The organism is Massilia sp. R2A-15 (genome assembly GCF_030704305.1).
In the GTDB taxonomy this organism is placed as follows: domain Bacteria; phylum Pseudomonadota; class Gammaproteobacteria; order Burkholderiales; family Burkholderiaceae_D; genus JAFCUW01.
The window spans coordinates 2,423,559-2,445,855 of the sequence record NZ_CP131935.1 but is presented as its reverse complement, the minus strand read 5'-3'; the positions used below and the strand labels follow the sequence as shown (position 1 = coordinate 2,445,855).

15 protein-coding genes and 1 tRNA gene are annotated in these 22,297 nt (G+C 66.6%); 10 read left to right on the top strand and 6 right to left on the bottom strand.

Annotated elements, in window-relative coordinates:
• Window positions 1–161 precede the first annotated feature (161 nt).
• Window positions 162–235, top strand: a tRNA-Cys gene (locus tag Q4S45_RS11140).
• Window positions 236–419: 184 nt separating this feature from the next.
• Here Q4S45_RS11140 and Q4S45_RS11135 read toward each other — a convergent pair.
• Genes Q4S45_RS11135 through Q4S45_RS11125 form a run of 3 tightly spaced genes read right to left on the bottom strand, consistent with a single transcriptional unit; the run spans window position 420 to window position 5,756 of the window.
• Window positions 420–875, bottom strand: coding sequence for a YciI family protein (locus Q4S45_RS11135; RefSeq protein WP_305511909.1), 456 nt, complete (start codon window positions 873–875; stop codon window positions 420–422).
• A gap of 18 nt (window positions 876–893) precedes the next feature.
• Window positions 894–1,961, bottom strand: coding sequence for an ABC transporter ATP-binding protein (locus Q4S45_RS11130; protein ID WP_305511907.1), 1,068 nt, complete (start codon window positions 1,959–1,961; stop codon window positions 894–896).
• 39 nt (window positions 1,962–2,000) lie between these two features.
• On the bottom strand, window positions 2,001–5,756 hold the full coding sequence (locus tag Q4S45_RS11125; protein ID WP_305511905.1) for a GH36-type glycosyl hydrolase domain-containing protein: 3,756 nt from the start codon (window positions 5,754–5,756) through the stop codon (window positions 2,001–2,003).
• Window positions 5,757–5,972: 216 nt separating this feature from the next.
• Between Q4S45_RS11125 and Q4S45_RS11120 the strand changes: the two genes are divergently transcribed.
• From Q4S45_RS11120 to Q4S45_RS11085, 8 genes are read left to right on the top strand one after another with little or no spacing between them, the layout of a single operon-like run.
• The gene (locus tag Q4S45_RS11120; protein WP_305511903.1) at window positions 5,973–7,004 is read left to right on the top strand and encodes a LacI family DNA-binding transcriptional regulator; all 1,032 of its coding nucleotides are present in this window, start codon (window positions 5,973–5,975) and stop codon (window positions 7,002–7,004) included.
• Window positions 7,005–7,037: 33 nt separating this feature from the next.
• Window positions 7,038–9,932 carry a TonB-dependent receptor domain-containing protein gene (locus Q4S45_RS11115; RefSeq protein WP_305511901.1) on the top strand — a complete coding sequence of 965 codons (2,895 nt, stop codon included), beginning with the start codon at window positions 7,038–7,040 and terminating at the stop codon, window positions 9,930–9,932.
• 58 nt (window positions 9,933–9,990) lie between these two features.
• Entirely contained in the window at window positions 9,991–11,430 is a 1,440-nt protein-coding gene (locus tag Q4S45_RS11110; RefSeq protein WP_305511899.1) for a glucoamylase family protein, read from the top strand.
• Window positions 11,427–12,704, top strand: coding sequence for a sugar ABC transporter substrate-binding protein (locus tag Q4S45_RS11105; protein ID WP_305511897.1), 1,278 nt, complete (start codon window positions 11,427–11,429; stop codon window positions 12,702–12,704). The genes Q4S45_RS11110 and Q4S45_RS11105 overlap by 4 nt, the downstream gene beginning before the upstream one ends.
• Window positions 12,701–13,579 (top strand): carbohydrate ABC transporter permease, encoded by an 879-nt coding sequence (locus Q4S45_RS11100; RefSeq protein WP_305511895.1) that lies wholly within the window; start codon window positions 12,701–12,703, stop codon window positions 13,577–13,579. The genes Q4S45_RS11105 and Q4S45_RS11100 overlap by 4 nt, the downstream gene beginning before the upstream one ends.
• Window positions 13,576–14,409, top strand: coding sequence for a carbohydrate ABC transporter permease (locus Q4S45_RS11095; RefSeq protein WP_305511893.1), 834 nt, complete (start codon window positions 13,576–13,578; stop codon window positions 14,407–14,409). Before Q4S45_RS11100 ends, Q4S45_RS11095 begins: the two co-directional genes overlap by 4 nt.
• Entirely contained in the window at window positions 14,406–17,456 is a 3,051-nt protein-coding gene (locus tag Q4S45_RS11090; protein ID WP_305511891.1) for a discoidin domain-containing protein, read from the top strand. The genes Q4S45_RS11095 and Q4S45_RS11090 overlap by 4 nt, the downstream gene beginning before the upstream one ends.
• Entirely contained in the window at window positions 17,453–18,853 is a 1,401-nt protein-coding gene (locus Q4S45_RS11085; RefSeq protein WP_305511889.1) for a GH1 family beta-glucosidase, read from the top strand. Before Q4S45_RS11090 ends, Q4S45_RS11085 begins: the two co-directional genes overlap by 4 nt.
• 87 nt (window positions 18,854–18,940) lie before the next feature.
• Here the strand turns inward: Q4S45_RS11085 and Q4S45_RS11080 are convergent, their stop codons facing one another.
• Window positions 18,941–19,924: a questin oxidase family protein gene (locus Q4S45_RS11080; RefSeq protein ID WP_305511887.1), complete on the bottom strand. Its 984-nt coding sequence runs from the start codon at window positions 19,922–19,924 to the stop codon at window positions 18,941–18,943.
• An 84-nt stretch (window positions 19,925–20,008) separates the two neighbouring features.
• On the opposite strand from Q4S45_RS11080, the gene soxR reads away from it, so the two are divergent.
• On the top strand, window positions 20,009–20,488 hold the full coding sequence (gene soxR, locus Q4S45_RS11075; RefSeq protein ID WP_305511885.1) for a redox-sensitive transcriptional activator SoxR: 480 nt from the start codon (window positions 20,009–20,011) through the stop codon (window positions 20,486–20,488).
• On the opposite strand, the gene Q4S45_RS11070 is transcribed toward soxR, so the two are convergent.
• Both Q4S45_RS11070 and Q4S45_RS11065 read right to left on the bottom strand, forming a co-directional pair.
• Complete coding sequence (locus Q4S45_RS11070) at window positions 20,481–21,017, bottom strand: response regulator transcription factor (RefSeq protein ID WP_305511883.1); 537 nt, start codon at window positions 21,015–21,017, stop codon at window positions 20,481–20,483. The genes soxR and Q4S45_RS11070 overlap by 8 nt on opposite strands.
• Entirely contained in the window at window positions 21,007–22,263 is a 1,257-nt protein-coding gene (locus Q4S45_RS11065) for an ATP-binding protein (RefSeq protein WP_305512091.1), read from the bottom strand. Before Q4S45_RS11065 ends, Q4S45_RS11070 begins: the two co-directional genes overlap by 11 nt.
• Between the last annotated feature and the right edge of the window lie 34 nt (window positions 22,264–22,297).

Here is a 22,297-nt window from a genome sequence, read left to right as displayed (position 1 = left end):
GCGTGATTGCGCCGTGGCGGCCATGGCACAAATACAAGCTTACACCGGTCCCCGCACAGGCAGCGCACCGCACACGGGGAGCGTTGGGTTTCGCGCACAATTCGGCCGGATCTTTGATCCCGCTCCAAGCGCGGATGCGCCAGGCGAATAACATAGGTCTTGGCGAGGTAGCAAAGAGGTTATGCGACGGCCTGCAAAGCCGTTCAGATGGGTTCGATTCCCGTCCTCGCCTCCAGACATTCGACACCGCCGCCGGCCTTTGCGCCGGCGGCGGCGTTTGTGGGGTGCGCTTTTCGCGCGCGAAAAAAAACCGCGCTGATCCAGCGCGGCTGTCAATCCATCTTAGAGAGAGAACCCGCACTATAGCGCGATCGCCGCGCGCGCCGGATTACACGCCGATTACATTTTCGCGCGGCCGGCTACTTCTTGCGGATCTTGTTGTGGATGTCGTTCACCGCCATCAGGCCCGCCGAGCCGTAGAACTTGTGGTACTCGGCCACCATCTCGCCGTTGATGATGACCGGATCGGCCGCCACGAAGGCCTTGGCCTGCTCGATGTCGTCGGTGGCGAAGATGAATATGCCGCGCAAGCCGCCGACTCCGTCCAGCGGGCCGGCCAACGCCAGCTTCTTGTCTGCCGCCAGCCGCTCGATGTTGGCGAAGTGGCCCTGGAACATCCGGCTGCGCGCCTCGCCCTCGGGCATCTTGTTCGGACCGGTCTTGAGGATCACCAGCACGTACGCGTGCATGCCCCTGTCGTCGCCGCCGAGCGACTTCGCCAGCGTGGCGTCGTAGCCTGGCGCGGGCAGGGCCTGGGCGGACGCCGCGCCGACACACAAGACCGCGCACGCGGCCAGCAAGGTTTGCCTGAACATGGAATGCTCCCGCAGTGGTTATCGCCGTTTGCCGGCCTGGTCGAACACGTGAACGCGCGCCGCCGGCGCCCCGAATAGTACGCGTTCGCCGATCACCCAATGACGTTCGGGATCGGCGCGCGCGACGATTTGCTCGCCGCTGTGCTCCGCCTTCGCGTACAGGTAGGTGCCTTCGCCGAGCCGCTCGACGCCGAACACGCTCGCCGGGATCCCGCCGATTGCATTGGCCTCGATGTGCTCCGGGCGGATCCCCACCGTGACGTCGTCGCCGACCTCGAGCTGCGCCGGCGCCGTCACTTGCGCGCCGCCGGCGAGCGTCACCGTGACGCCGTTGGCGTCCGCCGCGCTCACCCGTCCGGCCAGGAAGTTCATCGGCGGCGCGCCCAGGAAGCCGGCCACGAACAGGTTGTCGGGCCGGTGGTACAGGTCGAGCGGCGCGCCGACCTGCTCGATCCGGCCGGCGTTGAGCACCACGATGCGGTCGGCCAGCGTCATCGCCTCGACCTGGTCGTGCGTCACGTAGATCATCGTGGTCGCCAGCGTGCGGTGCAGCTTGGCCAGCTCGATGCGCATCTGGACCCGCAGCGACGCGTCCAGGTTGGACAGGGGCTCGTCGAACAAAAAAACCTTCGGCTGGCGCACGATGGCGCGGCCGATCGCCACCCGCTGGCGCTGGCCGCCGGACAGCTCCTTGGGACGGCGCTGCAGCAGCGGCACGATTTGCAGGGTCTGCGCGGCATTGAGCACCGCCGCGTCGATCTCCGCTTTCGGCTTGCCGGCCAGCTTCAGCGCGAACGCCATGTTCTCGTGCACCGTCATGTGCGGATACAGCGCATAGCTCTGGAACACCATCGCCAGCCCGCGCTGCGCCGGCGGCACGTCGTTCACGCGCACGCCGCCGATGAGGATGTCGCCGCCGCTGATGTCTTCCAGGCCGCAGATGGCGCGCAGCAGTGTCGATTTGCCGCAGCCGGAAGGGCCGACGAAGACGATGAATTCGCCGTCGCGGATGTCGAGGTCGATCCCGTGCAGGATGGCGACGTCGCCATACGATTTGCGGATGCCTTCCAGTCTCAGTTCAGCCATGTGCGCCCTGGTCTTGTTGGATGTGCGGTTGCGCCGGGATCAGGCGGACGGCAGGGTCATCTCGACCCGGTGCGCCTTGCCGTCGGCGGCCAGCGGCACCAGCACGGCGCCGTCGGCCACGCCCAGCGCCTGGCCGTCAAGTGTAGCCGAAGCGGCGCCCGCTGCGTGCTTCACCGTGATCTCGTAGGTCGTCGCGCCGTCGGCCAGCCGGTAGCGGATCGAATACGATGGCCAGGACTTCGGCACCACCGGTTTCAGGCGGATGGTGTTGCCCCCTTCGATGGTGAAGCCGAGCACCGATTCGAGCGCCACGCGGTACATCCATCCGGCCGATCCCGTGTACCAGGTCCAGCCGCCGCGCCCGACGTGCGGGTCGGCGCCGTAGATGTCGGCGGCGATCACGTAAGGCTCCACCTGGTAGGTCGCCACCGCCTCCGGCGTCAGCGAATGGCTGACGGGGCTGAGCATCTCGAGCAGTTGCGCCGCGCGTTCGCCGCGGCCCGCTTCGGCCACCGCGCGCACGGCCCAGCAGGCCGCGTGGGTGTACTGGCCGCCGTTTTCGCGCACGCCCGCCACATAGCCCTTGATGTAACCGGGGTCCTGCGGCGTGTCGACGAACGGCGGGGTGAGGAGGCGAATCAGGCCATCGCGGTCCGACACCAGGCGCTGCTCCATCGCGTCGAGCGCCTGCTGCGCGCGGTCCGCCGGCGCCGCGCCCGAGATCACCGACCAGGCCTGCGCCAGCGCGTCGATCTGGCATTCGTCGCTGTGTTTCGACCCCATCACCGCGCCGTTGTCGTAGTAGGCGCGGCGATACCATTCGCCGTCCCAGCCCGTGTCGTTCAGCGCAACCGACAGGTGGTCGCGATACGCCGTGTAGCTGGCGACGCGCGCGCTGTCGCCGCGCCGTTCGCACATGGGCAAAAAGTCGGTGATGATGCGGAACAGGAAGAAGCCCATCCACACGCTTTCGCCGCGGCCTTCGCGGCCGACCCGGTTCATGCCGTCGTTCCAGTCGCCGGTGCCCATCAGGGGCAGGCCGTGCGCGCCCTGCGTCAGCGAGCGGTCGAGCGCGCGGCAACAGTGCTCGTACACGTCGGCGCTCTGGCCGGACTGCGAAGGCGTGAGGAATTCCTCGTCCTCGCCCTCGGCCAGCAGCGGCGCGGACAGGAAGCCTTCGACTTCATCGAGTACGCTCCAGTCGCCGGTGGACTTGATGTAGAAGGCGGTCACGTAGGGAAGCCACAGCAGGTCGTCGGAAAAATTCGTGCGCAGGCCTTTTTCCAGCGGCTCGGGATGCCACCAGTGCAGCACGTCGCCTTCGACGAACTGGTGCGCCGCGTGCAGGCGGATCTGGCGGCGCGTCATCTCCGGCAAGGTGTAGATCATCGCGCTCGAGTCCTGCAGCTGGTCGCGGTAGCCGATCGCTCCGCCTGACTGGTAGAACGCCGAGCGGCCCCAGATGCGGCAGCTCAGGTTCTGGTAGGCCAGCCAGCCGTTGAGCATCAGGTCCACCGCCGGCGCCGGCGTGGCCACTTCGATGGCGCCGGTGGTGCTGCGCCAGAAGGCGCGCACTTCGGCCAGCGCGGCGTCGATCGCGCCCGGCGCCCGGTAGCGCTGGAGCAGCGCGAGCGAATCGGCACGCGACGTGGTTTCACCCAGCACGAACGCGCAATCGATAGTGGCGCCCGGGGCCAGTGTGACGCGAAGCTGGAATGCCGCGCACGGGTCGAGGCCGGCGCCGCTGCGCCCGTCCAGCGCCGGCTGGCCGAGCGCCGCCGGCTGCGCGCAGCTGCCGCCTTCGCCGATGAAGCTGGCGCGGTCGGCGCTGAACCATTGCTGTTCCGCGCCTGGGGCAATCGCCGCGGCCACCGTCACGCCGTCGTCGAACGGGACGGCCATGCGGTTGGAGGCGATCAGCGCGCCGTCCTCGGCGCCGGTGACGACATGGCGCCCGGAGTCGAACGGCGTGGTGCCCAATACCAGCTGCTGGAACGAGAACAGCGACAGCGTGCGCGGGCGCGCCGATTGGTTGCGCAAGGTGACGCGCACAATCTTCAGCGGATCGTGGCGTGGCACGAACACGGTGGTTTCGTGTTCCAGTTCATGGCTGTGGTGGCGGAAGGTCGTGTAGCCGAAACCGTGCACGGCTTCGTACGCGGCGTCGGCCGGCGCGGGGCCCGGCATCGGCGACCAGTACTGGCCGTCCTCTTCATCGCGCACATAAAAGGCTTCGCCGTGCGGATCGCGCACCGGGTCGTTGAACCACGGCGTGAGCCGGTGCTCGCGGCTGTTGCGGCTCCAGGTGTAGCCGGCCCCGGTCTCGCTGATCAGGACGCCGACCTTCTCGTTGGCGATCACGTTGGTCCAGGGCAGGGGCGGGCGCACATGGCCGGAGGCCGCGTCCCACGCCATCCGCACGACGTACTCCTTGCCGTCGGCGGAAAAGCCGCCGTTCCCGTTGAAGAACTGCAGGGTCTCGGCCGGCATGGGCGAGGGCGCCTGCGCGGCGCGCGCCTGCGTGGCGGCGATGCGCGGCTGGCGCGGCGCGAACACCGGCAGCGGCCCGTCGATGACGGCGCGCGCCAGGCACAGGATGCGATCGAGGTCGGCGGCTGGAACCCGCGCCGGGTCGAGCAGCGTGACGTTCGGCGGCAGCGCCTGCCAGGCGGCGGCGTCGCCGATCACGGCCAGGTGGATGGGCTGCGCCAGCGCCTGCCAGTAGCGTGCCGCGTCCAGCAGCTCGGCGACGTTCGCATCGCCGGCCACCGCCACGCACAGCGCCTTCGAGCCCGGGATATTGTAGTCGCCCAGGATGCCGGGGCTGCCTGCGGCGCGCTCCTGCACCCCGGCGCGCGTGCGCAGGGCGGTGTCGCCGTACAGCATGGCGACGGCGAGTTCCTCGTAGCGCGCAGCCTGCGCCGCGTCGATGCCCAGCTGCCGCAGCAGGTCGCGCTGGCGCGTGGCCGCGCGCGTGCTGGCGGAATCGAAATCGGCGCTGCGCCGCGCCAGCGCCAGCGCGGCATCGCGGTCGGCCGCGGCGCCGAGCAGGAATGTGACGGTGGCGCTCGCGCCGGCCTCCAGCACCACGCTGCGGCGCAGGCTCATGGCCGGGTCCAGCACATTGCCGGCGGTGCCGGACAACGCCGCGCCGGGCGCCATCGCCTTCGGCGCGGCCAGGCTGCGCGCCCGCCCGACGAAGCGCTTGCGGTCCGTTTCGAATTCGGCGCCGGCGCCGCCGGTCACCGCATGCACCATCCACACGCTGGTCTCGCCCGCCCCGCGCGGACGGCGCCGCGCCAGCAATGCGTCGCCGTGCGCTTCGGTCTGCACGAACAGCTTCGAGAAAGCGGGATGCGATGCCTCGGCCGCGCGCAGGTTGAGCACGACTTCGAGGTAGCTGGTGATGTCGATGCGCCGCGTGCCCGCGCCCAGGTTGCGCAGCGTGAGCTTGCGCAGTTCGGCGTCGCTGTCGGCGCTGACCACGATCTCGAGCCGCGCTTCGATGTCGCTGAAGGTGCAGGCCAGCCAGGCCCCCGCGTCGTTCGAGCCCGATGTGTAGGCGGCGCCGGCGCGCGGATACAGCGCGCCGAGCGACCACGCTTCGCCGCTGTCGGCGTCGCGCAGGTAGAGCAGGGAGCCGTCGCCGTCTTCCACCGGGTCGCCTTGCCAGCGCGTCAGCGCGAAATCCGGCAGTTCGCTGTAGCCGCTGCCGGCGGCCGTGATCAGCGTGGAAAAGCGGCCGTTCGACAGCAGGCGGGCGCCGGATGCAGGGCTGGTGGAAGTTGGTGTCATGGGCTCGCCGATAGAGAATGAGTGAACTGTAACCGCTTACATCGCGCAAATAATACCCGACATTTTCCGGCGGTTGATGAAATTATTTTAACGAAAGAAGTGTTGTATAGCGGTGAAAAACGCTTGAAAAACACTGCCATCGTAAAAAAAATGCGCTACATTAGAAAAATGTAATCGGTTACTTTTGCGCAATTATCTTAACGAAGGCACGATCTTATGGCGGTAACGATCAAGGATGTGGCGCGCGCGGCGAACGTTTCGGTGGCTTCCGTGTCGCGTGCCTTGAACGGACACGCCAACGTTACCGACGACACCCGCAACCTGGTTCTGGAGGCAGCGCGCAGCCTGCGCTACATTCCCCACAGCGGCGCGCGCAGCCTGTCGACCAGCCGTACCGACACCATCGGCGTGGTGCTGCCCGACCTGTATGGAGAATTCTTTTCCGAGCTCATTCGCGGCATCGACATGGCGGCGCGCCGGCGCGGCCTGCACCTGCTGGTATCGAGTTCGCATGGCGACGCCGGCGAAGCGGCGGCTGCGCTGCGCGCGATGAGCGGCCGGGTCGATGGCCTGATCATCATGTCGCCCCACATCGATGCCAGCTTCCTGTCCGATAACCTGCCCGGCGTGCTGCCGGTGGTGCTGCTCAATACGCTCGACACCACGCACGACTACTCGTCGCTGGCGGTCGACAATTACGGCGGCGCCGCGGCCATGGTGCAGCACCTGGTGGAGATGGGGCACCGGCGCATCATGATGATCGCCGGCCCGGCCAACAATTTCGAGGCAGGGGAGCGCCTGCGCGGCTTTCGCGAAACCATGGCGCGCCTTGTGCCGGCCTACGACCCGCAGGACGTCAGCGTGGTGCGCGGCGACTTCACCGAGGATTCGGGCTATCGCTGCGGCCAGCAGATGCAGGCGCTCAAGCGCTTGCCGGACGCCGTATTCGCCGCCAACGACATGATGGCGATCGGCTGCCTGTTCGCTCTCAACGAAGCCGGGATACAGGTTCCGCGCGACCTGGCGCTGGTCGGCTTCGACGATATCCCGATGGCGCGTTTCATTTCGCCGCCCCTGACCACGGTGCGCGTGCGCATGACGGACATGGGCAGCCGGGCGCTGGAGGGCCTGGCGTTCCAGATCGAGAACCCGGAAGGCACCAGAAACTCGGTCCAGGTGCTGCAAACAGAGTTGGTTGTTCGAAGATCCTGCGGCTCCCCCACGGTCGCAGGCCGTATCGCAGTTTAAAAAAACTTAGAAATCAAAAATCAGGAGACTTGCATGAAGATGAAGACTGGAGTTCGCGAACTGCGCATGGCCTTGCTCGGCCTGTCGACCGCGGCGATGCTGGCGTGCGCACCGGCGTACGCGCAGTTGAGCACCTCGACCATCAAGGGCCAGATCACCCAGGCAGGCGCCCCCGCGCAAGCCGCCACCCAGATCGTCGCAGTCAACCGCGCCACCGGCTTTACCTACCGGACCGTCACCGCGGCCGACGGCAGCTACGTGCTCACCGGCCTGGCCCCTGGCGTGTACCAGATCCAGGTCGGCGCCGAGAAGTCCGAGGCGGTCACGGTGGCCATCGGCGAGACCGCCTCGGTCGACCTGGCCGTTGGCGCCGCCGGCGCGGCCCCGGCGCCGGGCTCGCAGCGCGTCGTGATCAAGGGTTCGCTGCAGCGCAAGGACGTCAAGACCTCGGAAGTGGGCACCAGCGTGTCGCGTGCGCAAATTGAAAACACGCCTCAGGTGACCCGCAACTTCCTCGCGTTCGCCGACCTGGCGCCGGGCGTGCGCTTCGACGTCGATCCCGCCACCGGCCAGGGCAAGCTGCAGAGCGGCTCGCAGAACCAGGACAACGTCAACGTCTTCATCGACGGCGTGGGACAGAAGAACTACATCCTGCGCGGCGGCGTCACCGGCCTCGATTCGTCGCGCGGCAATCCGTTCCCGCAGTCGGCGGTGGCGGAATACAAGGTCATCTCGCAGAACTACAAGGCCGAATACGACCAGGTCAGCTCGAGCGCGATCACCGCGATCACCAAGTCGGGCACCAACGACTTCCACGGCGAGGTGTTCTACGACCGCACCGGTTCGAGCCTGACGGCCTACGATCCGTTCCAGAAGAAGAACCGCGCCGCGGGCGTCGACCGCCCGAGCTACACCCAGAGCCAGTACGGCTTCAACCTGGGCGGACCGATCAAGCAGGATGCGGTGCATTTCTTCGCCGCCTATGAGGGCAAGGACATCAATTCTCCGCGCCAGGTCGTCGCGCAGAATCAGAATTTGCTGCCGAATGCCGGCATCGTGCCGGGACTGCTGGCGCAGGCCGGTTCGACCACGGCCAAATTCAAGGAGCACCTGTTCCTCGGTAAGATCGACGCGCAGCTGAGCGAGGACCAGCGGCTCGAAGTATCGACCCGCATCCGGCGCGAAAACGATCGCACACCGGAGGACGTCAAGCTGTCCGTGCCGGGCAACGAGAAGGACCGCCGCAACGACGAGACCCGCTTCGACGTTAAGCACGAGTGGACGCATGGCGACTTCCTCAACGAGGCGCGTTTCGGATACGAGAACTACACCTGGAATCCGCACGCTTTGCTGACGACGCCGTTCATCAAGTACGTGGTCTCCCCGAGCAATACGCCGAACAACACGTTGGATGTGCTGTTTGCCGGCGGCTCGCCCGACGCCCAGGATCGCCGCCAGACCGGCTATTCGCTGGCCGACGACCTGACCTGGACCGGCGTGCAAGGCCACACGGTGAAAGGCGGGTTCAAGGCCAAGCACGTCGACTTCAACCTGGGCGGAACCTCGCGCAGCGTGGACATCCTGCACGAACTGATCGACAACAAGACCGGTATCGCAACCGTGTACCAGACCGACCCGGCGCTCGCGCCGATCACCGTGAAATACAACGACAACCAATATGGCCTGTACCTGCAGGACGACTGGAAGGTCAATCCGAAGCTGGAGCTGAACCTGGGCATGCGCTGGGATTACGAGAGCAATATGCTCAACGACAGCTACGTCACGCCGGCCGATCGCACCGCGGTTTTCGGCGCGCAGGATCCGCGTCCTGGCGCTCCCGCCGGCCAGACCTATGGGCAGTCGCTGGCCAAGGGCGGGGTGGTCATTGGTGACTTCATCAGCACCGGATCGAACCGCAAGCCGTTCAAGAACGCTTACCAGCCGCGCGTGGGCTTCTCGTACGACGTCAACGGCGACCGCAACACCGTGGTGTTCGGCGGCTTCGGACGCGCCTACGATCGCACCATCGCCAACGCGGCGCTGGACGAGCTGCAGAAGAACGCCCAGCCCAACGGCGAGATCTGGATGATCCGCAGCGACCACAAGATGCCTTACACCGACCAGTTCAGCCTCGGCTTGCGTCAGGGCGTGAGCGTGTGGAATACCGAGCTTGGATACACGTATTCGCGCAGCCACAATCAGTTCAACTGGTTCGGCGGCAACCGCGACGTCAATGGCGGCTTCGGGACGCAAAGCCCGATCGATCCGCTGTTCGGCTCCGTGCCTCCATTCGGCACCCTGGTGCTGGGCGACTTCATCACCGAGGCGCGCACCCAGACGGCCTACGCAAAAGGCGACAAGCCGTATTCGGTGTCATCGGGCTGGGGCCTTGCGGCGACCTACACGTTCTCCAAAGGCGAAACCACGCACAATGAGTGGACCAACGACTTGTTCAACTGGACCTATGGCCGCTTCCCGCTGGCCTGGCATCCATCGAAAGACGTTGAACGCCATCGCCTGGTCATGTCCGGCCTGACCGACCGCCTGCTGCCATGGGGGATCATGCTGTCGTCGAAAGTCACGCTCGGTTCCGGCCTGCCATACCGCATCGTCAACTGCTCGGGGGGCTTCCCGACTGCTACGACCCCCGGCACTTGCTTCTCGCAGAAGGGCGAGGGCGGTCCGTTCCGCGAAGTCGATCTGGCGCTGTCGAAGGACATCCAGGTCGGCTTCGGCAAGATCGGCCTGCGCATGGACGTGCTGAACCTGTTCAACACGATCAACTACAGTGGCTACGACTCGTGGGTTGGCGGTCCGTCGACGCCTCCCAAGAACTACCTGGGCGGCGACAACGCCAACCTGGGCGTGCCCGGCAGCGTCGCCGGTCCGATGCGCACCGTGAAGTTCAGCGCGCGCTATTCGTTCTAAGCAGTCCCCGGGGCCAGGCTTGTCCGGCCTGGCCCCGCTTCACAGGGAAGCATCCACCATGTTCCGACGCCTCATTCCGCTGGCCGCGCTCCTGTGCGGCTGCGCGTCCGTCATCCAGACGGCCCAGGTTCCCGTTCCCGTTCCGGTGCAGCAGCCGGTACGGATCGACCAGGCCAAGCCCTACCTCGACGACCTGTCCGAACGCACCTTCCGCTTTTTCTGGGACACCGCCAATCCGGCCAACGGGCTGGTGCCGGACCGCTATCCGAGCCCGTCGTTCTCCAGCATCGCCGCCGTCGGCTTCGGCCTGACCGCCTATCCGATTGGCGTCGAGCGCGGCTACGTGACGCGCGCCGACGCGCGCGGCCGCGTGCTGACGACGCTGCGCTTCTTCCACGACGCGCCGCAGGGGCCGGCCGCGCAGGGAATGAGCGGCTACAAGGGCTTCTTCTATCACTTCCTCGACATGAAGACCGGCGCGCGCAGCTCCAATTCCGAGCTGTCCACGGTCGATACAGCGCTGCTGCTTGGCGGCGTGCTGCACGTCCAGTCATACTTCGACGGCGCCGATCCGCAGGAAGCGGAAATCCGCCGCCTGGCCGACGATATCTACCGGCGCGTGGACTGGCGCTGGGCGCAGAACCACGGCGCGGCGATCACCCACGGCTGGAATCCCGAGCACGGCATGCTGCCCTACGACTGGAAGGGCTACAACGAGGCGATGCTGGTGTACATTCTGGCCCTCGGTTCGCCGACGCATCCGGTCGGCGCGGACGCCTGGGCCGAGTGGACCCAGACCTACGACAAGAGCTGGGGCAGGCAGTACGGCCAGGAGTACCTGGCGTTCCCGCCGCATTTCGGCCACCAGTATTCGGCGGTATGGATCGACTTCCGCGGCATCAGGGATAGCTACATGCAGGCGAAGGGCATCGACTATTTCGAAAACAGCCGGCGTGCCAGCTACGCGCAGCAGGCCTACGCCATCGCCAATCCGATGGCGTGCAAGGGCTATGGCCAGAACATGTGGGGCGTGACCGCCAGCGACGGGCCGGCCGACATCGTGATTGCCGACGGCGCGCGCAAGCGCAAGTTCATCAGCTACGCCGGCCGCGGCATGGGCGGCGAAGCCACCTACGACGACTGCACGATGGCGCCGACCGGGGCCGCCGCCTCGATCGCGTTCGCGCCCGAAATCGCCATCCCGGCGATCGTGGACATGCGCAACCGCTACGGCGACTACATCTACGGCAAATACGGCTTCCTCGACGCGTTCAACCTGACGTTCGACTTCGACGTCAAGCTGGCCAACGGTCGCCGCATCCCCGGCTTCGGCTGGGTGGACACAGACTACCTCGGCATCGATCAGGGGCCGATCCTGGCCATGGTGGAAAACTACCGCAGCGACATGGTGTGGCGCGTCACGCGCAAGAATCCCTACCTGCGCGCCGGCCTGCTGAAGGCCGGCTTTCGCGGCGGCTGGCTGGACGCGGCGCAATGACGATCCGCTGGCGCTGGCTCGCATGCGCGGCAGTCCTCGCGGGACTGCTGGCCGCGTGCAGCCATCGCGCCGACAGCCCGGTGGTGCTGCGTTTCTGGGCGATGGGACGCGAAGGCGAGGTGGTGCGCCAGCTGCTGCCCGAATTCGAGCGCGCGCATCCCGGCATCCGCGTCGATATCCAGCAGTCGCCGTGGTCGGCGGCGCAGCAGAAACTGCTGACGGCCTTCGCCGGCGACGTCACGCCCGACCTGTGCCAGCTCGGGAACACGTGGGTGCCGCAGTTCGCCGCGCTCGGCGCGCTCGCGCCACTGGACGCGCGCCTCGCCGCGTCCCGCGCTATCCCGCAAGCCGATTTTTTTTCGGGGATCTGGGAATCGAACCGGATCGGCCAATCGATGTTCGGCGTGCCCTGGTATGTCGATACGCGCCTGCTGTTTTACCGCACCGACCTGCTGGCCGCCGCCGGCTTCGACAAGCCGCCGCAGACATGGGCGGAATGGAACCGCATGCTCGCCGCGCTCAAGCAGACGGGCGGCGCCGACCGCTTCGGGGTCCTGTTGCCGATCAACGAATTCGAGCCGCTGCTGGTGCTCGCGCTGCAGCAGAAGGAGGACTTGCTGCGCGACGGCGGCCGCTATGGCAACTTCCGCAGCGCGGAGTTCCGCAATACCTTGAGCTACTACCTCGACATGTTCCACAAACAATGGGCGCCTGCCCTGTCGAACACGCAGATATCGAACGTCTGGGATGAATTTGGCCGTGGCTACTTCACGTTCTACATCACCGGGCCGTGGAACATCGGGGAATTCAAGCGCCGCCTGCCGGCCGAACTTCAACAGAGCTGGACCACCGCGCCGATGCCCGGGCCGAATGGTCCAGGCGCCTCGGTCGCGGGCGGATCGAGCCTGGTCGTGTTCAGGGCCTCGCGCCACCAGCAGGAGGCGTGGCAGCTGATCGAATACCTGTCCCGGCCCGACGTGCAGCGCCGCTTTTACGAACTGACCGGCAACCTGCCGTCGCGCCGCAGCGTGTGGGATGCGAGCGCGCTCGCTTCCGACGCCCGCTCCGTGGCGTTCCGCGACCAGCTCGAACGTACCCGGTCGCCGCCCAAGGTGCCGGAGTGGGATCGGATCGCAACCGAAATGAAGCTCGTGGCCGAGGCGCTGGTCGCCGGCCAGTTCACCGTCGACCAGGCGGTCACGGAACTCGACGCGCGCGCCGACCGTATCCTCGAAAAGCGGCGCTGGATGCTGCAGCATGGAGGCGCCCAATGAAGCCCGAACGCGCCGCCTGGCTGCTGGTGGGTCCGTCGCTGCTGGTGATCGGCGTATTTTTCTTTCTGCCGGTGGTTGCGGCCTTTTTCATGAGCCTGACCGACTTCGACCTGTACGCGCTGGCGAGCATCGGGAACCTGCGGTTTGTCGGCATTGCGAACTATGTCGAATTGATGCACACGCCTTTGTTCTGGAAGGCGCTGGGGAACACGCTGTTCTTTGTCCTCGCGGGCGTGCCGCTGTCGATCGCGGCGTCGCTGGGCGCGGCATTGCTGCTCAATTCGAAGCTGGCCTGGTTCAAGCCGCTGTTCCGCACCGCGTTCTTCGCGCCGGTGGTCACCTCGATGGTCGCGGTGGCGGTGATCTGGCGCTACCTGTATCACACGCGCTACGGCTTCATCAACTATGCGCTCGACACCATCGGCTTCGCGCCCGCCGACTGGCTGGGCGATCCGCGCCTGGCCATGCCCGCGATTATCTTCTTCGCGGTGTGGAAGAACTTCGGCTACAACATGATCATCTTCATCGCCGGGCTACAAAGCATCCCGGCGGAGCAGTACGAGGCCGCCGAACTCGATGGCGCCGGCGCCTGGTCGCTGCTGCGCCATATCACGCTGCCTGCTCTCGCTCCCACCATGTTCATGGTCAGCATCCTGACGATGGCCGGCTACTTCCAGCTGTTCGCCGAGCCGTACGTGATGACCGAGGGCGGCCCGCTGCAAAGCACGGTCAGCGTGCTGTACCTGATGTACGAGCAGGGCTTCAAGTGGTGGAACCTCGGCACCGCGACCGCCGTCGCCTTCGTGCTGTTCGTGCTGATGTTCGCGGTCACGCTGCTGCAGATTAAATTTGCGGGAAGGGGGCTGGAAGAATGAAGCGCCACCACCAGATTGGCGCGAAGCGCACCGGCGTCAACATCCTGCTGGCGCTCGCCGGCGCCCTGACTATCTTCCCGCTTGCGTGGATGCTGTCGGTGTCCTTCATGACGCCGGGCGAGGCGAGCCACTTTCCGCCGCCGCTGCTGCCCGCGCACCCCACGCTGGCCAACTACCGCGAACTGTTCGCGCAGGCCGGCATCGGCCGCTACTTCGCCAACAGCGTGCTGCTGGCGGTGGCCGCCACGCTGCTGTCGCTGACGTTCAACGTCGGCGCCGGCTACGCCTTCGCCAAGCTGCGCTTCCGCGGCCGCGAGCGGGTCTTCAAGCTGCTTCTGGGCGCGCTGGTGATTCCCGGCCAGCTGGCGATGCTGCCGCTGTTCCTGATCCTCAAGCAGATGGGCCTCGTGAACACCTACCTGGGTGTGCTGGTGCCGGCCGCGGCCAGCATCTTCGGCATCTTCCTCGTGCGCCAGTATGCGCTGACGATTCCCGATGCGCTGCTCGAGGCGGCCCGCCTCGACGGCGCCAGCGAGATCCGCATCTTCCGCTCGATCGTGCTGCCGCTGCTGTCGCCGATCCTCGTCACGCTGGCCATCTTCAGCTTTCTCGCCAGCTGGAACGATTTCATGTGGCCGCTGATTATCCTCACCGACAAGGACCTGTACACGCTGCCGGTGGCGCTGGCGTCGCTGTCGCGCGAACACGTGCAGGACAACGAGATGATGATGGCCGGTTCGGTGCTGACCATCTTCCCGGTGCTGCTGCTGTTCCTCGGCATGCAGCGCTACTACATCCAGGGCTTGCTGATGGGGAGCGTGAAGGGATGAGGAGCCTCCTGCTTGCCTTTCTGCTGGCCGCCGGCGCCGCGCACGCGCAGGTGACCGACGACTTCGAGCGCATCGGCGCCTGGCAGGCGGTGGCCTCGGACGGCGTGCGTGCATCCGTGCATGGCGTGCCGGGGCACGAAGGGCAGGCGCTGCGGCTCGACTTCGATTTCGGCGGCGCCGCCGGATACGCCGCCGCGCGCCGCGCTCTGCCGCTCGATTTCGGCGCCGACTACGAAATCTCTTTCTGGCTGCGCGCCGATGCGCCGCTCAATAATCTTGAATTCAAGCTGGTGGACGCTTCCGGCGACAACGTCTGGTGGGTGAACCGCCCCAATTTCGCGATCTCGCGCGAATGGCAGCTGGTGAAGTTCAAGAAGCGCCATGTGAAGTTCGCATGGGGGCCGCTGGCCGACCATACACTGCGCCACACCGAAAAGCTGGAACTGGTGGTCAGCGCCGGCCGCGATGGCGGGCACGGATCGGTGTATTTCGACCAGTTGAACGTGAAGACGCTCGATGCGGCCGGACCGGCGCCTGCGCCCGTGTTTATCGCCTCATCCGGGCAGGTAATCAATGGCGGCTGGACCAGCGCGGCCGGCGGCGAACAACAAATGACGGTCGATTTTGGCCGGCCGCGCGAATTTGGTGGACTGATACTGCACTGGGCGCAGCCGGCCACCCGCTACGACATTGATTTCTCGGACGACGGCCGCACCTGGCGCACCGCGCGCCGCGTGACGGACGGGAACGGCGGCACGGACCCGTTATTGCTGCACGAAGCCGAAACGCGGTTCCTGCGCATCGCCGCGCACGCCGGTCCCGCCGACAGGTATCGGCTCGAACGGCTGGAGATCAAGGACCTCGACTTCGGCGAGTCCCCCAACGCGTTCTTCCAGGCGCTGGCGAAGACCGCGCCGCTTGGCAGCTACCCGCGCGGCATGTCCGGCCAGCAGAACTACTGGACGGTGCTGGGGGTGGACGGCGGCCACGAAACCGGCCTGCTGTCCGAGGACGGGGCGCTGGAAGTGGCGCGCGGGGGCTTTTCGGTGGAACCATTTGTCGTCGAAGGCGGCAAGCGTTCCAGCTGGGCCGACGTAAAGGTGTCGCAGTCTCTGCGCGAAAATTATCTGCCGATTCCCAGCGTGACGTGGAGCGCGCCCAAGTGGACGCTGCGCACGACCGCGTTCGCGCACGGCACGCCGGACCGGTCGGGGCTCGCCGCGCAATACGAAGTCGCCAACCTGACGAACGAGCCGCTGCAACTGCGGCTGGTTCTGGCGCTGCGCCCGTTCCAGGTCAATCCGCCGATGCAGTTCCTCAATACGCCGCCCGGCGTGAGCCCTATCCACGACATCGCATGGGACGGCGCCGCGTTCTCGGTCGACGGCAGGCGGCGCGTGTTTGCGCAGCGCGCGCCCGATGCCGCGGGCGTGTCGTCGTTCGACGCCGGCGGCGACGGCTTCGGAACCACGGCCGTGCATGACGACACCGGCTTTGCCTCGGGTGCGCTCGCGTACGACATCCGGCTGTCGCCGCGCGCGGTCGCGCAGGTCGGACTGACGATTCCGATGACCGGCGAGCCGCAGCCGGCATCGGACTTGCGAGCATTGCAGGACGCCGTCGCGGCAAGCTGGCGCGAACGCCTGAACCGGGTGGCGATCACCGTGCCGCCGAGGGGCCAGGCGATCGTCGACACCGTCCGCTCGTCGCTGGCGCACATGCTGATGACGCGTGACGGCCCGATGCTCAGGCCGGGCACGCGCTCGTATGCGCGCTCGTGGATCCGCGACGGCGCCATGATGTCCGAGGCGATGCTGCGCTTCGGCGACGACAAGGTGGCGCGCGACTACCTCGAATGGTTCGCGCCGCACCAGTTCGCCGACGGCAAGGTGCCGTGCTGCGTCGACAAGCGCGGCGCCGATCCCGTTCCCGAGAATGACAGCCAGGGCGAATTCATCTTCCTCAACGCCCAGCTGTGGAAGTACACGCAGGACCGTGCGCTGCTCGAACGCATGTGGCCGCGCGTGATGAAGGCCGCCGCCTTCATGGAAGCGCAGCGCCAGTCCGAACGCACCGAGGCACAGCGAGGCAGTTCGCTGTTCGGCCTTCTGCCGGCGTCGATCAGCCATGAAGGCTATTCCGCGAAACCGATGCATTCGTACTGGGACGATTTCTGGGGACTGCGCGGCTACCGCGACGCGGCGATGCTGGCGCAGGTGCTGGGCAAGCCGGAAGCCGCGTCGCTTGGCGCGCAGGCCGGCGAATTCGAGCGCGAGCTGTTCGCGTCCCTGCGCCTCTCGGCCAGCGAACACAAAGTCGGCTACCTGCCCGGCGCCGCGGAATTGGGCGACTTCGACGCCACCTCGACCACCATCGCGCTGTCGCCGGGCGGTCTGCAGGAGCGCCTGCCGCAGGATCTGCTGGCCGGCACCTTCGAGCGCTACTGGCAGCAGTTTGTCGCGCGCCGGGACGGCAAGCTGGAATGGAAGGACTACACGCCCTACGAGCTGCGCAACGTCGCCGCCTTTGTGCGCCTGGGCTGGCGCGACCGCGCGCACGAGCTGCTGGACTTCTTCCTGCGCGACCGGCGGCCGGCCGCGTGGAACCAGTGGGCGGAAGTGGTCGGGCGCGACGCGCGCGAGCCGCGCTTCGTCGGCGACATGCCGCACGGCTGGATCTCGTCCGACTATATCCGCTCCGCGCTCGACCTGTTCGCCTACGAGCGCGAGTCCGACCACGCGCTGGTGCTCGGCGCCGGCTTGCCGCGCGCGTGGCTGGCAGGCGAGGGCGTAGCCGTGCGCGGCCTGCGCACCGCTTATGGCAAGCTTGGCTACCGCGTGCGCGAGCGCTCGGGCCGCATCGTCCTCGACATCGACGCCGGCATGACTGTTCCGCCAGGCGGAATCATCGTTCGTGCTGCGAACGATCGTCCCGGCCGCGCCACCATCAACGGCCGCGCCGCTCCCTGGCAGGCAGGCGAGCTGCGGATCGGCGCACTGCCGGCCACCGTCATCATCGAACAATCAACCAGCAAGGCCAGACCATGAACAAGTCCATCAAGTTTCCCGAGCATTTCCTGTGGGGTGCGGCCACTTCCGCTTACCAGGTCGAAGGCTCGCCGCTGGCTGACGGCGCCGGCGCCAGCATCTGGCAGCGCTTCGTCAACACGCCCGGCACCATCCGCGACGGCGATACGGGCGACGTCGCCTGTGACCACTACAACCGCTATAAGGACGACGTCGCGCTGATGAAGCGAATCGGCCTGCAGGCATACCGCTTCAGCATCTCGTGGAGCCGCGTGATCCCGCAGGGCCGCGGCGCCATCAACCAGAAGGGCCTGGATTTCTACGACAAGCTGGTGGACGAGTTGCTCGCCAACGGCATCGCGCCGCTGGTCACGCTGTTCCACTGGGACCTGCCGGTAGCGCTCGACGACCAGGGCGGATGGCTCAACCGCGACATCGCCGACTGGTTTGCCGACTACTCGCGCGTGATGTTCGACAAGCTCGACGACCGCGTGAAATCGTGGGCGACGCTCAACGAGCCGTGGGTTGTGGCCGACCAGGGCTACCTCCACGGCATGCTGGCCCCGGGCCACCGCAACAAGTACGAGGCGCCGATCGCTGCCCACAACCTGCTGCGCGCGCACGGCGCCGCCGTCAAGGCCTACCGCGAAGTGGGCAAGCACCAGATCGGCCTCGTGGTGAACCTGGAGCCGAAGTATCCGGCCAGTTCGGACCCGGCCGACATCGAAGCATGCGCGCGTGCGCATTCGCAGATGAACGCCCAGTACTGCGATCCTATCTTCCTCGGCAAATACCCGGACAACATGAAGGACGTGTACGGCGAGGCCTGGCCCGACTGGCCGGCCGAAGACCTGGTGCTGATCAACCAGCCGATCGACTTCCTGGGCATTAACTACTACACGCGCAGCGTCAACCGCCACGACCCCAAAGCCTATGTTGCGCGCGCGACGCCGGTGCGCCAGCCGATGGCGACATACACTGAAACGGGCTGGGAAGTGTTCGACCAGGGCCTGTCCGACACCTTGAAATGGGTCGCCAAACGCTACGGCAATCCGCCGATCTACATCACCGAGAACGGCTCGGCGTTCTACGACCCGCCGGTGGCCGAAGGCGGCAAGGTGAACGACCCGCTGCGCGTGAACTACCTGCAAAAGCACCTGCGCGCGATTCACAGCGCCATCGAGGCGGGCTGCGACGTGCGCGGTTACTGCGCCTGGTCGCTGCTGGACAACCTCGAATGGGCGCACGGCTACTCGAAGCGCTTCGGCATCATCCACGTCAATTTCGAGACGCAGGAGCGCACGCTCAAGGACAGCGCCTATTTCTACAAGGAGGTCATCGCCACCAACGGCGCGGTGCTCGACACGGTGCCGGCGGTGCCTTCGACCTGGCGCGGCGAACCAATGTGCACCAACTAAGGCAGGGGACTGGTCCTGCGGACCTGTCCCCATTTTGCGGCCGCGTAGAAAATGGGGTCAGGTCCGAGGGACCAGACCCCGATAATTCTAAAGCCGCAAACTCCGCGTGGCCGCCGCCCCGTACAGCGGCGAGCCGGTTCGCTCGGCTTCGCGCCGACACACGTGGACCAATTTGATAACGTGGTCATTGTCCGACCTGATGGCGGCTGCGGCGAATTCTTCCCAGCTTCCCGAACCATCGATGTCGCGCGGCGCCTGCAATGGCGGGGCGCCGAAGGATACGTATGCGGCGCAAAACGCGGCCCAGGTCTTTTCCACGGCATCGGCTGGCAGCAAGCCGCCGATGCTGCGCGCCGCCGCCATCCCGGTCACCAAGTGCAGCGCGGTGAAGTCGCTGGTCTGCCAGTAGATTTCGATGGCCGCGCGCGCCATCTCGTCCAGCAGCGCGCTCGAAGGTGGGGCGGTCAGAGCCGCGGAGAACTCTGGATCTTGCGCCACGTTCCGCAGCCTTGCGGTGATGGAGGGACCCGCATACGATTTCCCCTGCATGGCCTGCGACAGGCACTCCAGGGCGGCATCAACCGATGAAGCCGATGCCATCGATGCGATATCGACCGTCAGATAGCCGCTGACATACGCCGACAGGCTGGCAGCCGCTTCTCCCGCGTGACCGGCCTCCAGCGCGTAGACGAGCCGGATAATTGCGTGGAACGCGCCTGTCGCCGGCGCAAATGGCTGCGCACCGAGCACTGCGCGCACCACTGCATCGATCCCGTCCGCGCCGATCCACTCTGCGAAACAGTCGCTCAACGCACGGAAGGCATCCGGATTTTCGAGCCATGTCTGCCAGTCGGCGCGTTCGATGCGCTGCGTGGCCTCCGGCGCCGCAATCGCATACCGGTCGCGCCACATCCCGAAAAACTCGCGCAGCCGTTCGTCCGATGCGCCCATGTCGGCCAGCGCGCACAGCGCCATTGGACAGTGGTTGGTGGTGCCTTTGGCGTTGAGCGCGAAGGCGGCGTTCGCGTCGAGCAGTTCGTGCAGGATTGCGCCAGTCCTTAAATTTTTCATGCAAACGCTCCGGATAAATGGTCATGGTTCCAAGTATGAAAGTTAAAGTACACTTGAAGTCAACGAAAAATTCAGGAGCGGGGAATGGCGGCGGAGATGATCACGATTGGCGAGCTGGCGAAACGCTCGGGCGTCGCTGCGAGCGCCTTGCGGTTTTACGAAGCGGAAGGCTTGCTGGCTAGCGTACGCCCCGAAGGTAAGCAACGGCGATTTCCGCGCGACGCGCTGCGGCGGGTGGCGTTCATACGCGCAGCGCAGGGTGTGGGCCTCAGTCTCGATCAGATCAAGGCTAGCCTGGCGACGCTGCCGGACAACCGTACGCCGACGAAGAAGGATTGGGAGCGCCTGTCGCGCGCCTGGCGCCCGCTGCTGCAACAGAAGATCGACGCGCTATGCGCCTTGCGCGACCAGCTCACCTCCTGCATCGGGTGCGGCTGCCTTTCGCTGCAAAAATGCGCCTTGTACAATCCCGGCGACGTCGCGCGCCAGCGCGGCAGCGGTCCGCGTTACCTGATGAACGATCGCTCCGAGGCAGCCCCGCAGGAGCGCTCCCCAGCTATTTGACCCGCTGCTTTTCCAGCTTGCGCGCCAGCGTGCGCCGGTGCATGCCGAGCCGGCGCGCGGCCTCGGAGATGTTGAAATCGGTCTCGGCCAGCACCGCGTGGATGTGCTCCCACTCCAGTGTCTTGATCGACGTCGGCCGCTCGGTCAGCGCCAGTTCGGTGTTCGCTTCCTGGTGGCCGAACGCGGCTTCGATGTCGTCGGCGTCCGACGGCTTGGCCAGGTACTGGCACGCGCCAAGCTTGATCGCGTCCACCGCCGTGCCGATGCTGGCAAAGCCGGTCAGCACGACGATCAGCATGGCCGGATCATGCGCGTGCAGCATCTGCACGCACGCCAGACCCGACGCCGCGCCGGCCAGCTTCAGGTCCACCACCGCATACGCCGGCGTGTGCGTTTCCAGCAGCACCGCGGCTTCGTCATAACTGGCCGCATGCAGGACGCGATAACCGCGCCGTTCGAACGAGCGGCCCAGCGTGCGGGCGAACGCCGCGTCGTCCTCGATGATCATCAAGAGGCGTTCAGGCTGCATGCGAAGACTCCTCCGGATCGAGGGCGATCGCCGACAGCGGCAGGCTCAGTCGCACCAGCGCGCCGCCATGCTCGCGGTTGCGCGCGGCGACGCTGCCGCCCAGGGTGCGCGCGACGTTCACCACCAGGAACAGGCCAAGGCCTCCGCCGGGACGGCCCTTGGTGGACTGGTAGGGTTTGCCGACGTGGTCCAGCATCCCCGGCGCGAAGCCCGGCCCGGCGTCGGTGACGACCAGGTTGAGCGAGTCGCGGTCGCGGCTGGCCTCGAGGCGCAGCCATTGCGGAGATGCCTCCAGCGCGTTGTCGAGCACATTGCAGATCATCTGCTTGAGCGCCGAATCGGACACCACCGCGATGTCGCGTTCGATCCGGTTGTCGTATTCGAACGAGACGATCGGCCGGCTCGCGCGCCATTCATCGACCAGCTGGTCGAGGAACACCTTCATCGTGGTCTTGGCCGACGACTCGCCGCGCGCCTGGCCGCCCGACAGCAGGATGCCGCTGACGATCGCCTTGCAGCGCTTGATTTGGGTCTGCATCTCGGCGATCTCGGCGAGGAGCTCGGGATTCTTCGCAAACTCCGGCATGCGCTTCCAGTCGCCCAGGATCACCGCCAGTGTCGCCAGCGGCGTGCCCAGTTCGTGCGCGGCGCCCGAGGCCAGGAGGCCCATGCGCACGATGTGTTCTTCCTCCGCCGCGCGCTGGCGCAGGTCGGCCAGTGCGGCGTCGCCGGTGCGCACGTTGCGCGTGATGCGGGTGATGAAGATGACCAGCAGCGCGGCATTGACGAGGAAGCTGATCAAGATGCCCTTCATGTACAGGGAGAGGGTGCCGGGCCCGCCGTCGGCCGGCAGCGCCAGCGGCGGCGCGAACAGCGCGAGCGCGGCCACGCACATGCCGGTGATGGCGACGATGGTCCAGCTGGACCACGGCTGCAGCAGCACCGCGGCCAGGATCACCTGCAGCAGGTAGAGGAAGACGAAGGGATTGGTCATGCCGCCCGACAGGTACAGCTGGGCGGTCAGGCTGAACACGTCCACCAGCAGCGCAAGGAACAGCTGGCGGTTGTCCACGGTGCGCTGCTCGTGCCAGCGCAGATGGCTGAAGATATTGAAGGCAACAAGGCAGGCCAGCACGCGCAGCATGGCCGGCAGCGGCAGGTCGACGCCCAAGAACATCGTGGCCGTGGCGATCGTCGTGACCTGGCCGACGACGGCGATCCAGCGCAACTGGATCAGCTGCTGCATGTTGCGGTAGCCGGCGGCGTGCTCCGGAACTCCC